The organism is Dolichospermum sp. FACHB-1091, from assembly GCF_014697585.1.
Taxonomy (GTDB): domain Bacteria; phylum Cyanobacteriota; class Cyanobacteriia; order Cyanobacteriales; family Nostocaceae; genus Dolichospermum.
Window position 1 is genome coordinate 33,477 of record NZ_JACJSB010000017.1, and the last position, 14,475, is coordinate 47,951.

Genomic DNA, 14,475 nt, shown 5'->3' on the forward strand with positions numbered 1-14,475 from the left:
TATAAAATTCCTCCCATAGCTGGTCAAGAATTTTGGGATATGATTCATCTTGAATATGATCATGAATTTGCTGAGTTATTTGCAAAGTAAATTCTCTAAAGAAAATAGAGAGAGTTGTTCAGTAACTTCTTTTCCTTTTGGTTGATTTCCCTGCATTAAATAAATCAGATATTCACCCAGTTCTTTAGCAAGCAATACCGGAACTGCATTACCAATTTGTTTGTATTTAGAACTTATCGAACCATGAAAAATCCAATCATCAGGAAAAGTTTGAATTTTCGCAGACTCGCGCACAGTTAAAGGACGAAGTTCCACAGGGTGACACATATCTGTAGCTTTTTGTTGGGGACTGGTTGTGATTGTTGGTGAAGGTTTATCCCAAGATAATCTTCTGTAAAAACCAACTTTTCCCCCACCAGAATTATAAGCACCTCCCATTGCTTCCTTCTGTAATTCTTCCGGTAAATTTTTCCAATTTTCTCCTGCTGCTAATAATCTTAAAAACTTGAGCCGATTTTCTGAATAACTAATAAATTCTGGTTCAATATCTACAAAATCTGTTAACGCATCTTTTAAAGTTCTCCACTTTGGTAAAATTTTCCCATCTTTACTATATTTAGCTAGAGGAAATGTAGCAGTTTGACCATCTCTAGAACCAATAAAAAATACACGGGATCTATTTTGGGGAACACCATAATCTGCGGCTTCTAATAGGTTATAAACTACGTTATATCCTAATTGCTTCATTTCTGCTAAAACAACTTTCAAAGCTGCACCATTCATTTCATCAAGTTCTAAAGCTGGGTAATCTTTTCCTCTTTGATTAATAGGACGATGACGCAAAGAAGCAGAAAGTAATCCTCTCACATTTTCCATTAAGAAAAATCGGGGTTGGACTTCTTTGACAATGCGGATAAAATCCATAAATAAACTCCCCCGTGGGTCCATAACTGAACCCCGTTTTCCTGCGGTGCTAAATGGCTGACAAGGAGGACCACCGGTGACTAAATCTATTTGTCCTGGAAGTAAAGCACGACCTAAATTTAAAACTCTTCCTCCTTCTTCTAGTAATTCTTGGGAAGAAACTTTTTCTAATTCTCTGGGAATAGCACTTTCTTGGAGATGAGGTCTATTAAGCGCAATTGTTTTAACTGCATCTTTATCTTTTTCAACTACACTAACAGTATGAAATCCTGCTTGTTCTAGTCCTAAATCTAAGCCATAAGCACCTGTGAATAAGGAAATGCAAATAGATTGATTATTGATCATTGTGCGAGGATAATTTATTGAGATGATGTATTATAGCTAAAAATGCTAAATTAGATAAAAATCAGGAAGTGATAATTTATGAATACGGAATCTGGAATCAAATTAGAGCAAGATAATAAATCTCATATTCCCGTTACAGAGTTACATCAAAAAATAGATGCTGGTGTGAAATTTGCTATTGCAAATGCAATAGAAAGACATCGCAGGTTAGGAGAATCAATTAGTATTTTGCGAGATGGTAAAATTGTGACTTTGACAGCAGATGAAATACCACCTCGTGACATTGAAAAATTAAAAAGCAGTCTTTAATCAAGATTTTGCTAAATGATAAAATACAGTAACAGATACAGCATTACTAAATTGATGCTTTAGCCTATTTTTATTCTCTGCTATATCAATAAATCATGACATTATTAAAATTTATTATAATTTTTTTAAAAGGTAGCACAACCTAGTATTATAGTTCATGTAAATTGTTCATAAATATTGCCTACTAAATCATGAAATTTAAACTAAAATTTTCCATATTATTTTTTTTACCACTAATTTTAATAGCTTGTACACAAACCATCAGATTTAACCCAACAGTTACTCAATCTACCTCACCAAAGATAACATTAAATGTTTCTGCGGCTTCCGATCTCAAATATGCCTTTGAGGAAATTGGTAAAACTTTTGAACAAGAAACCGGAAATAAAATAGTATTTAACTTTGGTTCTACTGGTCAGTTAACTCGACAAATAGAGAATGGAGCGCCTGTAGATATATTTGCAGCAGCTAATAAATCATTTATTGAAGAACTAGATAAAAAAGGTTTAATTATTAGTGATACGAAACAAATTTATGGGGTTGGGCGGATTACTTTATGGACTCGTAAAGATGCAAAACTGAAGATTAACAATATTAAAGATTTAGCGAAACCAGAAGTCAAAAAAATAGCTATTGCTAATCCTGATCATGCACCTTATGGTATAGCTGCACGGGAAGCATTACAATCAGCAGGTATATGGGAGAGTGTAAAACCCAAGCTAGTATTAGCACAAAATATCCGTCAAGCCCAACAATATGGAGAGACTGGTAATGTTGATGTTACTATTTCAGCTTTATCACTCAGTATTACTAAACCAGGAAACTGGATTTTAATTCCCAATAATTTACATAAACCTCTTGAGCAGATGTTGGCTGTAATTAAAGGTAGTAAAAATGAATTGCAGTCTCGCAATTTTGGTAATTTTATTAATACTTCAAAATCTAAAGTTATCATGAAAAAGTATGGTTTTATTTTACCTGGAGAAACTCCTATTAAATAAAAATTATTAAAAAATAAGCTCGTCGTGGATGCTAAACTACCAACTACGAACTAAAAATCAATTCTAGTATTTTCGATCCTGATAAAAATATGCTACATTAAATGTAAATAGTAAAATACTAATCCTATATAAACAAAATGCAAACTAATAAATATCCCTTTGCTCAAGAATTGATTACTGATATTGAAGGTAATATCAGGAAAGTAGTCATTGATTTTCACGACTATCTAAGGTTGCTAGAAGCTATAGAAGATGAAGGACTTATTCTAGCCATGAAAGAAGTAGAAAATGAGACACCATTACATTTAAATGAAGCTTTAGCGGAATTAGAAGAAGAGTGAATACCCAGTATCTACCAAGTTTTATTAAAGATTTGAAAGCACTCAAAAGTACACCTTACTATGAGTCTATTAAGAAATTTGCTTTTGAAGAAATAATCAAAATATCAAGTTTTGCAGAAATCACAAATATCAAAAAACTTCAGGGATATGATAATGCTTATCGGATTCGTATAGGTGATTATCGTCTTGGTATTATTTTCGATGGTGAAACATTAATTTTTGAAAGAGTTTTACACCGAAAAGAAATTTATCGCTATTTCCCCAAATAGATAATTTCACAATAATCATACAAATACATGGATAAGGGTTTAGCAATGCTAAACCCCTACATAATTCATTGATTTTTCGTTACTAGAATACCTACTGCCAAACGTAGATAAGGATAAACAAAACAATCCAGATAACATCAACAAAGTGCCAAAATAAAGAAGTGGCATTTATGCCAAAATGACCATGATCAAAATTACCAGGAATGAAAGAACGCAACAAGACAATTAACTGTAACAGAATACCCGTAAAAACGTGCAACCCGTGAAAACCAGTTAATAGATAAAACATTCCTCCAAACGTACCAGAAGTAAAACCAAACTCCAAACTACTCCATTCCACAGCTTGACCATAGAGGAAATAACCACCCATAGCCATTGTTAAAAACAACAATAGACGATAACTCGTTAAATCATGTCTTTCCAGAGCTTTTTCTGCAAAATAAATCACAAAACTACTAGCAACTAAAACCACAGTATTAATGCTAGGTTCTTTGATTTCCAAACCAGAAACACCAGCCGGCAACCAATTAGTAGTAGAAGTTTTGTAGATAATATAGCCAGCAAAGAAACTCAAGAAAATGACACTTTCCGATAACAGAAAAACAATAAAACCAAACATTTTACTGCCTTCTTCATCATGTCCATGCTCATGACTAACATGATCTAAATCATCAGGAGAAACAGAAACATCCATTGTTAAAAAACTCCAAAAACAGGAAAATAGTAATTAGGAAAAAAGTAATGAGAAAAACTATAGCGATTCTAAATAAGACCTAAAAAACTCTCTTTCTCCGTGTTCTCTGTGCCTCTGTGGTTCGTTAAAAAAAATCCTGAACACACATCAAATAGAATCGCTATATTACCCATTACTCATGTTCAGCAGATGCAATTAAATCCTCAGACTTACCATAACCATAAGGTTCGCAAGTAATCACCGGAATTTCCTCAAAATTTTCAACAGGAGGAGGAGAAGAAACAGTCCATTCCAAACCAATAGCCCGCCAAGGATTAGCAGGAGCTTTTTCTCCGTCTATCCAAGAAATCAACATATTGAAAATGAAAGGAAGAGTAGACATTCCTAACAAAAAAGAACCCAAACTAGCAACAATATTCCAACCAATTAATTCAGGTGAGTATGAAGCAGCGCGGCGTAACATTCCTTGTAAACCTAATGGGTGCATAGGTAAGAAATTCAAATTTGTGCCGATAAATGCTAACCAAAAATGGATTTTTCCCCAACCTTCGTGGAACATTCTGCCGGTCATTTTAGGAAACCAATGATAGATAGCGGCATACATTCCCATAGTTACAGTTCCATAGAGAACATAATGGAAATGGCCGACAACAAAATAGGTATTATTAACATGAACATCTACAGGAACAGAAGAAAGCATAATTCCCGTAATGCCAGCAAAAACAAACATTACCAAACCACCCAAAGCAAATAACATGGGTGTAGTCAGGCGAATTTTACCACCCCAAATAGTTGCCACCCAAGCAAATACCTTAATCCCTGTGGGAATAGATACAAACATGGTTGTCACCATGAAAAACAACCGTAGCCAAGCAGGAGTACCACTGACATACATATGGTGTACCCAAACAATGCCGCTAACTACAGCAATTAACATGGAAGAAATAGCAACGACTTTATAACCGAATAAAGGTTTGCGGGAATAAACCGGGAATATTTCCGAGAAAATGCCGAAAATAGGCAAAATGATCACATAAACTGCGGGGTGAGAATAGAACCAGAAATAATGCTGGAACATCACCGGGTTTCCGCCTTTGGTGGGGTCGAAAAAGGCCGTTCCTACTGTAATATCAAGAAGTAACATTACAGCCCCTGCGGTCAAAGCTGGAAGTCCAAATAACTGGATAATTTGGGCGCTAAATACTGCCCACACAAAGAGGGGCATTCTAAAATAACCCATTCCCGGCGATCGCATTTTCACAATAGTAGTGACAAAATTTACCGCACCCATAATGGAAGAGACACCGGAAATAGCCACTGCTAATAACCAGAGAACTTGACCGTTAATCAAGTTTCCCGTGGGGTTTTGGGTACTAACGGGGGGATATGCCCACCACCCAGATTGAGCCGGTCCACCGGGGACAAAGAAGCTGGCCATGAGGAGAATACCCACCACCGGCACCATCCAAAAAGCGACGGCGTTGAGGCGGGGAAAAGCCATATCTCGCGCCCCAATCATCAGGGGAACAAGGTAGTTAGCCATACCGACAAGGGAGGGGAATGTCCAGAGAAACAGCATCACTGTTCCGTGCATGGTAAACATTCCGTTGTATACTGTGCGGTCTATTAAATCAGCTTCTGGGGTAATCAGTTCTCCGCGCAAAATCATAGCGAAGATACCACCAACCAGGAAGAAAATAAAAGAGGTAACGAGGTATTGAATACCGATAACCTTATGGTCTGTACTGAAACTGAAGTAGGTTCTCCAGGTTTGGGGCGGTTCGTGGTGATGTGAGTCACCAGTGATATCAATGGGGATGTTAGTCATTCGATTTTAGATTTTAGATTTTAGATTGCCAATTTTTAGATTTTTGATGACCAAATCTAAAAGCAAAAGGTTAGTTAACCGGAGAAATTGACCAAAGGGGGTGTAGCGGGTTTAACAGTTTTCCAACCGCTATTAATCCCGTTTTCGAGTTTTTGAGCGTATTCAGAAGCCGCTTGGTTAGGTGCTGGAGTGAGTTCTTGACTTGCAGCTTTGCTTAACCACTGCTGATATTGACTAGGTGATTCCACAATTACTTTTGCCCGCATAGTAGCAAAATATGTACCGCTATATTGGGAATCAGTTAAATCATAAGCACCGGGGCGAATAGGAGTAAATTCAAAGTCCAGATCATGACCAGGAATGATGTCTTGTTTAAGACGGAAAGCGGGTATATAAAAGCCGTGAAGTACATCTTCCGAATGTAGATTAAGACGGACACGACTATCCTGGGGTAAATGTAATTCTGTACTGGTAACGTTCTTGTCTGGATAATGAAACACCCAAGCCCATTGTTTAGCAGATACATCAATATGTTCTACATCTTCGACTATGGCTGCTGGATCTTTATCTTCTACAACAGCAACGGACTCCATTTTCATGGGATTATGTAGATGTATCTGGTGAGAGGGTCCCTGGATACCCATTTGTTCGTAAACTTGGTAACTATAACCAGCAATCCATAATACCAACATAATCGGAATTGCCGTCCAAACTACCTCCAAAGTTATATTACCTTCAATGTGAGGACCATCACTAAAATCCGTCGGTCTGGCACGATGAAAAGTGATGGAATAGAGAAGAGTAGCAGTTACTCCCAGGAAAATTAAAGCTCCTAATGTTACCAAAAAGCTAAATAAATCATCAATAAGATGAGATTCAGCAGCCCCTTGAGGAGGAAGCCAATAATAAGCCTGTTTACCAATCCATAGACTAGTAAAAGTTACGGCAACTGCCCCAGTAGCTAGGGTCAAAAAGTTGAGAATTTGCCGAATTTTCATAATAGTCAGTTGTCAGTTGTTAGTTGTCAGTTGGTTTTTAATTACCCATTACCCATTACCAATTACCCATTACCTATTTACCCATTACCTATTTACCCAATATTTGATTAATGTCTTGTCCGGCTCGCAGTAATTTATCTGCTGTATTGTGAACACCAAAATCTGCTGCTAAGTGCGCTCCTAATGTGCCGTGAAGATACATCAGCAACATAATAATTACACCGACAACGAGATAAGAAATTTGTACTTCTCGCTCTTCATATTTGCCGATAACATAACGTTGCCAACCTCGCCAAAAAGTCATACCAACAATCATTGCTAATAGCAATACACCACCGACACCATGCCACATCATTGTGGGCATTGCTAACATTCCCCAAGGACTTTTAATATCTGCTGGTGGGGCAGCCAATAACATTTCATAAAAACCCGCACCAACCGTAAAGAATGTAATTACAGCAGCGGCAAAAACGTTATACCAACCCACATCAAATAATTGAGAACGCTCAACTTTAATTCCCAAAAATCTGAATAGCCATTTTTCCACAGGGAAGAATACACCCAAAAGATCAAAAATGATGGCAATGATGAATAAACCTAATGTTAGATGTACTAAATTAGGATGAACAGGAATGGCATAAGGTAAACCATTTGCACCCATTTGATGACTAATTTGATCTAATAATTCTGAATTCATGGCAATATTCCATCCTTTACCGCGTCCACAACAGGTACAGTATGTAAGCCATACACCCATACAAGTTCATCACCAAGATACACTTGAAAACCGACAATTAATGTTAATAAAATGCCCACAGCTATATAATGAAAAGGCAGTTTATTCGGGTTATGACTCCGTAAAACATAACGCCAAGCTGTAATAGCCGTAATGATTCCAGAAAGTGACCAACCAATGAGAGTATGAACATTTAAAACTGATTTAGCCAGTTCATAAGGTTTAGCCAAACCCGCCTCAAATTGACCAAAAATAATTGCCACAAAAATCGCCACTGTAGCAATACACATATTCCACCAACTCACCTCAAACAAGCGAGTTCTACCAGTTAAATACCCAGCGACATCACAGAAAACAGAAAATAGAACCATCGCAATTACAAAGTGAACCACGATAGGATGTAAAGGATCTGGATATGGTAAATTATGCTCATTCAATGAAGTGAAAAAATCCAGCATTACAATCTCCTAGACTTATTTACTACTCTATCCAGCCAAACATAAATATGATAAATTTGCTGTGATTTCAGTCATTTATTCCCCTGAAAAATAGGGAAAATATGTCAAACAACAGTAATTATGGATGTAGCTAAACTAAATCACTGTTAGAAATTGAACTTACTAAACCCAATATTTAGGTTAAGTAAATTTTTGTGAATTGTCAGAAAAACTAAAAGTAAAACTTCTAGAATTAATGAGAGAGCCAGCAACAAATTTTAGTCATTGCCGTATTACAATATTTTTAAATCAAAACCAACTATTTTTATGTTTATTGATGTACAATAAAAAATTATCACTTTGTAATTTAAACAACCGAAATATATAGTTTTTATAATAAGTAGAATTAAAACAAAGCTAGATAGAATAATTAAACGCAGATAAACGCAGATAAACGCAGATAAACGAAAATGGGGACAGATGAATTTCATGATTCTGTGCGGCCTCACACAAAATATTCAACCTTCCTTTGCGTCTTTGCTCCTTAGCGTCTTTGCGCGAAACTAAAAATATGGTTCATTTAGTCAAAAATTGTCCCAACCTAACCCCCAAATCCCTAATTAACCTTCATAGGGATTGTCTAGCTTATCTACAGACACATTAACCGATAATGGTAAACGACCGGGATTTAAACGCGGTTCGGCCGCATAACCGACCGGTACTAAAACAGCAATAGCTATGTCTGGGTTATTCTCAGCACCAATTATAGCTTTGACCTGTTCTTCAATCCAACCATTCATAAAGCAGGTAGATAAACCCAGGCTTTCTGCGGCTAAGACTAAGTTTGTAGCTGCTATCATGGCATCTTTAATAGCGTATTCCCGGCGCTTGTCTCCTAACCCTGCTTGAAATTGGGGAATTGCATTTCTAAAATAATTCACAGTTCCCTCATTCCAGGCTCCTGTAGCTAACCCTTGTTCTAAAATGGGTGTTAAGTCCTTTTCTCCCGCAGCAGCGTCAGCAGCGAAAACAAAGGTAACGGGCGCTTGGATAATTTGCTTTTGATTATAAGAAGCCGCGCATAATGCTTGTTTTTGCGTTTCCTCTTGAACTAATACTATTCTCCAAGATTGAACATTAAAACTACTGGGTGCTGCTACGGTTAATTCTACTAGTTGTTTGAGTAAGTCGGGGGAAATAGAATCTGGTTTGAAGGTTTTGATGGAACGGCGTTGTACTATGGCGCTAGGTACGTCTAATGCTTGGGTCTGGGCGCTGAAACTCACGGTATTCTCCTCTGTTTTGTCCTATTTAGGGTAACGCTTTTTTGTCCGCTGTTCAATTAACCGGTTGTTTGTTATTTGTTGATGGAATTACAGGGTATTTTTGATCACGCAGAGACGCACAGGAGGTAAATGCGAGGTTTTTATCTCTAATATCCCTGTTTTTTTAATATCCCTGTTTTTTAATTACTTCTCTCTGGTAATATATTTATCTAAGGTAGCAGCTAAAGTGGTTTTGGGAACAGCACCAACAACAGTATTAATTTGTCTTCCTCCTTTAAATACCATCAATGTGGGAATGGTACGAATCCCGTAATGACTAGCAATAGTGGGATTTTGATCTGTATTGACTTTAACAACTTTCAATTGTCCTTCGTATTCTGTAGCTACTTCTTCGACGACAGGAGATAACATTTTACACGGACCACACCAGGGAGCCCAAAAGTCAACTAAAACGGGTGTTTCGTTTTCTAATACTTCTTGTTTAAATGTGGCTTCTGTTACATTCGTAATTGATGACATAAATCCTCTCTTTAGATTTAAGTTAGTAAGTAGGTTGGCGTTAAAAATTGTCGTTATGACAAGGGAACAGGGAACAGGTTTTGGGAAACTTTACTTTTCGTTACTTATGTCGGTTTTTTTCCGTTTACCTACTTAATTCGATTTTATCTAATAAATAAGTTAAGAAATATGTCGCTAAGTTTAAATTTACTAAGTTTAAATTTGCTAAGTTTTTTATTATCTCTGTAGGTTGGGTTGAACGACAGTTCAACCCAACATTGATGAAATATACTTTTTGATTTTTAATTCTGTTCTACGGAACGAGAATTTTGATCAGCGCCACAATGATAACAATAAGGTAATCCTCTATAGGTCAAATTATGGCAATTATGGCATTCAATATATTGATCATAACCACAGTGGGGACAGTAACTATCTCGTGGACGAATTTTTTTGGCACAGCGAATACACCTTGATTCTTGAATTCTTTTAGTGGCCTGAATTTTGGTATTAAATACAACGGTTTGGAAAAATTTAATGATCCCAAAACCAAGTACAGGAATTACCAAAATATAAAGGTAACGCAGGAGGAAGATTAACCCTGCAAACAGACGATTAATGAGATTAGATAAATATTGAAATATGACACCAATTTGCAGAAATTCAAATATTTTTAGAACTAGAGGAATGAGAAATATAACTAGCAAATGCCAGCTTATGAGGCTTATTAATCCATATCCTTGGCGTTGACTGAAGTTATTAACGAATAATGCAACCAAAATCAAGGGCAATAGGAAAATAGACTGAAATATAAATTGAATGCTAGAATACCAAAATGATGCGTCTTGATGACCTTTTGCAACTTGGTTAAATTTAGTTTCGTCCTTGACAAAAGAGAGGAAATTAATACTTTCAGGTTTGTTCAGCAGTTGATTTTGTAGATTAGCAATTTCTTGTTTTAATACAGAAATATTGCGGTTATTTTGCGTTAATTCCTGTTTAGCTTTTTCCGCTCGTACTTGATTAATAGAATTACCTGAAGGCTGACCAGCAATTTTTTCTAAAAGTGTAGAATCGTATTGTTGACGAATTGTATTATTGGCCTGTTGGAGTTGATTAATCTTATCTTGTTTCTGATTTATCGTTTTGAGAATTTTCTGATTTTCAGGATTGTTTAGTTGATCTTTAAATTCTGCATAATTTAAACATATTGGCGAAACTTTACCCAAATGTCTGTTTTCTGCATCTTGATATCTTTGTTGAATTGTTTGCTCATTGCTACCATAAGGTAATCCACTGATCAGAAATTCATAATCTTTATTTGTCCTAGTATCTGCTTTATAATCGTTCCATTCAGAATAGCATGGATAAGACTGAGACGGGCTAAGATACCATTGACTAATATCATTTAAACCCGTAAAAACGTTAATTAAAATGAAAATATCAACTAAAATAATTACAATCAAACTCACTTTATTTAGTGGTTCGTTGTTGACTGTGCGAGAATTATTGAAAAATCTACTTAAAAGGCGACGTATTCTATTAAACATATAACTATCCTGTATCTATTTAAGTTGATGGACTATCAAGAAACACAGCCTGATCATCGGTGTTACTGAAATTAATTTACCATTTTTCTATGACTTTAGTAGTTTTTTTTGTTAAGTTTTATATACTCAGTAGTTAGTTTGTGAGTCAGTTAAATTCATTTAATTTCAGTATATTTGTGGTTGATTATTCCTTCTCTTCTGCTGGCTGAATAATAGCTTGACAATATCTAATTAAAGTATCAATGCGTTCTTCAATATTCTTTAATCTAGCCTGTAGCGTTGTTGAATGCTTTGCCCCTTGGAGAAACATTATATCCACTTCCAAGAGTCGCAACTGTTTACTTATTTCCGTTTTATAGGACAGTTGCTGGGAATTGTCATCAACTAAGGGAACAATTTGCTGTAAAAAAAATGTTTGTAAATGGGTGAAATTTAACCGTAATTGACTAGTATTGAGTTTATCGGCTGTTACATGAGTTCGTAACTCGTCTATAAATGTTGCCAATTCCTGATATTTATCACAATTTAAAGACATTTGTTGCCAGTTAGGATAATATTAATGTCAAGAAAATTTTCTCATACAACTCAACTTTCTTTTGTTTTTGCTGAAAATCACCAGCCTTGAATTTTACTTTTGGGGCTTGGTTTATCGTCAATAGGTTTTTCTGACCATATTTGCAAGCAACCTGTAATGGATGATAACTACAAACAATACAATTAGAACATTATCTTTCTCACCTTATCTCTAAGCCTCCAGGCAACAGCATCTATTTTATGGCGGTGCTGTCAATTTTAACTATCTTCCAACCTATCCACAAATTACCTTTTTGATTTTATGAGTAGTATAGCTATCAAACCTCCTACTGATGTCGTTCTCCCAGACTGGCTTAACAGATGTTTAATTGAACCTCCAGCACCCATACTTACGGAGGAAGAGGAGCGAACGTATAACGGTAACGCCCTTATTTGTCGAGCATTTCAGTTTGCTTATGAATTACATGGGGGTCAAACCCGAAAATCTGGAGAACCTTATATTGCTCACCCTGTGGCTGTGGCAGAAATACTCCGTGAATTAGGTGGTAGTCCTGTTATGATAGCAGCGGGCTTACTTCATGATGTAGTTGAAGATACAGAAGTTACAGGTGAAGACATAGAAGCACGCTTTGGTCTAGAGGTGCGGCGATTAGTAGAAGGTGTTACTAAGCTGTCGAAAATTAATTTTACCAGCAAAACCGAAAGTCAAGCGGAAAATTTCCGGCGAATGTTTCTGGCTATGGCGCAAGATATTCGGGTAATTGTGGTCAAACTGGCGGACCGTTTGCATAATATGCGGACTCTTCAATATATGCCAGAATCTAGTCGTCAACGTAGCGCCCAGGAAACACGAGATATTTTCGCACCTTTGGCGAATCGTTTAGGAATTTGGCAAATTAAATGGGAATTAGAAGACCTAGCATTCAAATATTTAGAACCGGAGGCCTATCGAGAAACTCAGCAATGTGTAGCTGAAAAACGCACCGATAGGGAAGAAAAGTTACTTAAAGCTACGGAGACTCTGCGCCGTCGGTTACTGAAAGCGCGTGTTAATTGTTTGGAAATTAGCGGTCGTCCTAAACACCTTTATAGCATTTATCAAAAAATGCGGCGGCAGCAAAAGGAATTTCATGAAATTTATGATTTGGCGGCGCTGCGAATTATTGTCCAAACTAATGAAGAATGCTATCGAGCTTTAGCGGTGGTTCATGATACTTTTCGTCCTATCCCTGGTAGATTTAAGGATTATATAGGTCTGCCTAAACCAAACAATTATCAATCTCTACATACTGGGGTAATTGGTTTGACAGGGCGACCCTTAGAAGTGCAAATTCGCACTCTGGAAATGCACCATATCGCAGAATACGGAATTGCTGCTCATTGGAAGTATAAAGAAACTGGTGGTTCTGAGAATACTAACTTAACAAGTTCTGATGAAAAATTTACTTGGTTACGCCAATTGTTAGATTGGCAAAGTGACTTAAAAGATGCTCAGGAATACTTAGATAGTGTGAAAGATAATCTGTTTGAAGATGGTGTTTATGTCTTCACTCCCAAGGGGGATGTTATTCCTTTAAGTCCTGGTTCTACCAGTATAGATTTTGCCTATCGCATTCATACAGAAATCGGAAACCACTGTGCAGGGGCGCGGGTAAATGGGCGCATTGTTCCCTTATCAACGCGATTGCATAATGGTGATATTGTTGACATTATTACCCAAAAAAATTGTCATCCCAGTTTAGATTGGTTAAATTTTGTTGGTACTTCGGCGGCGAAGTATCGTATTAAACAATGGTATAAGCGATCGCGCCGAGAAGAAAATATCGCCAGGGGACGGGATTTATTAGAAAAAGAATTGGGGAAAACTGGTTTTGAGAACTTACTCAAGTCAGAGGCTATGCAGACTGTGGCGGAAAAGTGTAATTATCACAGTGTAGAAGATTTACTGGCTAGTTTAGGTTATGGGGAAGTTACCTTAAATCTAGTCCTGAACCGTTGGCGGGAAGTTGTTAAAGGTAAACAACCTGTTACTGATATGATCCCATTTCTCGCCAAGGAATTAACAGCAAAAACTTCGCGCCAGGAAAAAACTGATTTATTATCTACATACCGTGCTAGTGATTCCCCTATTATTGGGGTGGAGGGGTTAGTTTATCATATCGCCGGTTGTTGTACCCCCATTCCTGGAGAAGCAATTGTGGGCGCTGTGACTAGGGGAAGAGGAATTTCTATACACCGCCAAGGTTGTCATAATCTAGATCATGTTGAATATGAGCGTTTAGTACCAGTGCGTTGGAATTCAGTTACAGAGAGCCAAAATCGTCCTTATACATATCCTGTTAATATGCAAATTGAGGCATTAGATAGAGTCGGAGTATTAAAAGATGTATTGTCTCGACTAAGCGACCAGGGTATCAATGTCCGTCACGCTCAAGTTAAAACTTCCTTGGGAGAACCAGCTTTAATTGATTTAGGAATTGATGTGCGCGATTGTTCTCAATTGGAACGTTTATTTGTTCAACTGAGAAAAATGAGCGATATTATTAATATACGTCGTGTCTGTGAGGCTGAGGACTGTAGATGAATTATAAATTAATAAAGGGTATTGGGCGAATAGAAGTCGCTACTAGACAAGCAAAGTCCACCTCCGTGGACTAATTAGGGTTTAATGAGACTAAGTAGGTAAACGGAAAAAAAGCGACATAAGTAACGAAAAGTAAAGTTG

General features: G+C 36.8%; 15 protein-coding genes. 5 read left to right on the forward strand and 10 right to left on the reverse strand.

Annotated elements, in window-relative coordinates:
- Window positions 1-75: 75 nt before the first annotated feature.
- Window positions 76-1,269 carry a DNA cytosine methyltransferase gene (locus H6G25_RS12310; protein WP_190392729.1) on the reverse strand — a complete coding sequence of 398 codons (1,194 nt, stop codon included), beginning with the start codon at window positions 1,267-1,269 and terminating at the stop codon, window positions 76-78.
- Window positions 1,270-1,347: 78 nt separating this feature from the next.
- Here H6G25_RS12310 and H6G25_RS12315 point away from each other — a divergent pair, with 78 nt between their 5' ends.
- From H6G25_RS12315 to H6G25_RS12330, 4 genes are all read left to right on the forward strand, one after another.
- Window positions 1,348-1,578, forward strand: a complete 231-nt coding sequence (locus tag H6G25_RS12315) for a hypothetical protein (RefSeq protein ID WP_190392730.1) — start codon at window positions 1,348-1,350, stop codon at window positions 1,576-1,578.
- Window positions 1,579-1,769: 191 nt separating this feature from the next.
- The gene (gene modA, locus H6G25_RS12320) at window positions 1,770-2,579 is read left to right on the forward strand and encodes a molybdate ABC transporter substrate-binding protein (RefSeq protein WP_190392731.1); all 810 of its coding nucleotides are present in this window, start codon (window positions 1,770-1,772) and stop codon (window positions 2,577-2,579) included.
- Window positions 2,580-2,716: 137 nt separating this feature from the next.
- Window positions 2,717-2,920, forward strand: a complete 204-nt coding sequence (locus tag H6G25_RS12325) for a hypothetical protein (RefSeq protein ID WP_190392732.1) — start codon at window positions 2,717-2,719, stop codon at window positions 2,918-2,920.
- On the forward strand, window positions 2,917-3,189 hold the full coding sequence (locus tag H6G25_RS12330) for a type II toxin-antitoxin system RelE/ParE family toxin (RefSeq protein ID WP_190392733.1): 273 nt from the start codon (window positions 2,917-2,919) through the stop codon (window positions 3,187-3,189). The genes H6G25_RS12325 and H6G25_RS12330 overlap by 4 nt, the downstream gene beginning before the upstream one ends.
- 91 nt (window positions 3,190-3,280) lie before the next feature.
- On the opposite strand, the gene H6G25_RS12335 is transcribed toward H6G25_RS12330, so the two are convergent.
- From H6G25_RS12335 to patD, 9 genes are all read right to left on the reverse strand, one after another.
- Entirely contained in the window at window positions 3,281-3,883 is a 603-nt protein-coding gene (locus H6G25_RS12335) for a heme-copper oxidase subunit III (protein ID WP_190392734.1), read from the reverse strand.
- A 172-nt stretch (window positions 3,884-4,055) separates the two neighbouring features.
- Window positions 4,056-5,711, reverse strand: coding sequence for a cytochrome c oxidase subunit I (gene ctaD, locus H6G25_RS12340; RefSeq protein ID WP_190392735.1), 1,656 nt, complete (start codon window positions 5,709-5,711; stop codon window positions 4,056-4,058).
- A gap of 74 nt (window positions 5,712-5,785) precedes the next feature.
- Entirely contained in the window at window positions 5,786-6,709 is a 924-nt protein-coding gene (locus H6G25_RS12345) for a cytochrome c oxidase subunit II (RefSeq protein WP_190392736.1), read from the reverse strand.
- 88 nt (window positions 6,710-6,797) lie between these two features.
- Entirely contained in the window at window positions 6,798-7,406 is a 609-nt protein-coding gene (locus tag H6G25_RS12350; RefSeq protein ID WP_028083356.1) for a DUF2231 domain-containing protein, read from the reverse strand.
- On the reverse strand, window positions 7,403-7,903 hold the full coding sequence (locus H6G25_RS12355) for a DUF2231 domain-containing protein (protein ID WP_190392737.1): 501 nt from the start codon (window positions 7,901-7,903) through the stop codon (window positions 7,403-7,405). Before H6G25_RS12355 ends, H6G25_RS12350 begins: the two co-directional genes overlap by 4 nt.
- Window positions 7,904-8,502: 599 nt before the next feature.
- Window positions 8,503-9,168: a nitroreductase family protein gene (locus tag H6G25_RS12360; RefSeq protein WP_190392738.1), complete on the reverse strand. Its 666-nt coding sequence runs from the start codon at window positions 9,166-9,168 to the stop codon at window positions 8,503-8,505.
- A gap of 183 nt (window positions 9,169-9,351) precedes the next feature.
- A complete protein-coding gene (gene trxA / locus H6G25_RS12365; protein WP_028088821.1) occupies window positions 9,352-9,687 on the reverse strand; it encodes a thioredoxin in 336 nt (111 codons plus the stop codon).
- Window positions 9,688-9,968: 281 nt separating this feature from the next.
- Window positions 9,969-11,216 carry a hypothetical protein gene (locus H6G25_RS12370; protein ID WP_190392739.1) on the reverse strand — a complete coding sequence of 416 codons (1,248 nt, stop codon included), beginning with the start codon at window positions 11,214-11,216 and terminating at the stop codon, window positions 9,969-9,971.
- A 184-nt stretch (window positions 11,217-11,400) separates the two neighbouring features.
- Window positions 11,401-11,751 (reverse strand): heterocyst frequency control protein PatD, encoded by a 351-nt coding sequence (gene patD, locus H6G25_RS12375; protein WP_190392740.1) that lies wholly within the window; start codon window positions 11,749-11,751, stop codon window positions 11,401-11,403.
- A gap of 300 nt (window positions 11,752-12,051) precedes the next feature.
- Between patD and H6G25_RS12380 the strand changes: the two genes are divergently transcribed.
- A complete protein-coding gene (locus tag H6G25_RS12380) occupies window positions 12,052-14,334 on the forward strand; it encodes a bifunctional (p)ppGpp synthetase/guanosine-3',5'-bis(diphosphate) 3'-pyrophosphohydrolase (protein ID WP_190392741.1) in 2,283 nt (760 codons plus the stop codon).
- Window positions 14,335-14,475 lie beyond the last annotated feature (141 nt).

Bases quoted from the DNA above. Each gene is read 5' to 3' on its own strand.
- H6G25_RS12310 (WP_190392729.1), bottom strand. From the start codon at position 1,269: ATGATCAATAATCAATCTATTTGCATTTCCTTATTCACAGGTGCTTAT.
- H6G25_RS12315 (WP_190392730.1), top strand. From the start codon at position 1,348: ATGAATACGGAATCTGGAATCAAATTAGAGCAAGATAATAAATCTCAT.
- H6G25_RS12325 (WP_190392732.1), top strand. From the start codon at position 2,717: ATGCAAACTAATAAATATCCCTTTGCTCAAGAATTGATTACTGATATT.
- trxA (WP_028088821.1), bottom strand. From the start codon at position 9,687: ATGTCATCAATTACGAATGTAACAGAAGCCACATTTAAACAAGAAGTA.
- ctaD (WP_190392735.1), bottom strand. From the start codon at position 5,711: ATGACTAACATCCCCATTGATATCACTGGTGACTCACATCACCACGAA.
- H6G25_RS12345 (WP_190392736.1), bottom strand. From the start codon at position 6,709: ATGAAAATTCGGCAAATTCTCAACTTTTTGACCCTAGCTACTGGGGCA.
- H6G25_RS12370 (WP_190392739.1), bottom strand. From the start codon at position 11,216: ATGTTTAATAGAATACGTCGCCTTTTAAGTAGATTTTTCAATAATTCT.
- H6G25_RS12335 (WP_190392734.1), bottom strand. From the start codon at position 3,883: ATGGATGTTTCTGTTTCTCCTGATGATTTAGATCATGTTAGTCATGAG.
- H6G25_RS12350 (WP_028083356.1), bottom strand. From the start codon at position 7,406: ATGAATTCAGAATTATTAGATCAAATTAGTCATCAAATGGGTGCAAAT.
- H6G25_RS12380 (WP_190392741.1), top strand. From the start codon at position 12,052: ATGAGTAGTATAGCTATCAAACCTCCTACTGATGTCGTTCTCCCAGAC.
- modA (WP_190392731.1), top strand. From the start codon at position 1,770: ATGAAATTTAAACTAAAATTTTCCATATTATTTTTTTTACCACTAATT.
- H6G25_RS12355 (WP_190392737.1), bottom strand. From the start codon at position 7,903: ATGCTGGATTTTTTCACTTCATTGAATGAGCATAATTTACCATATCCA.
- patD (WP_190392740.1), bottom strand. From the start codon at position 11,751: ATGTCTTTAAATTGTGATAAATATCAGGAATTGGCAACATTTATAGAC.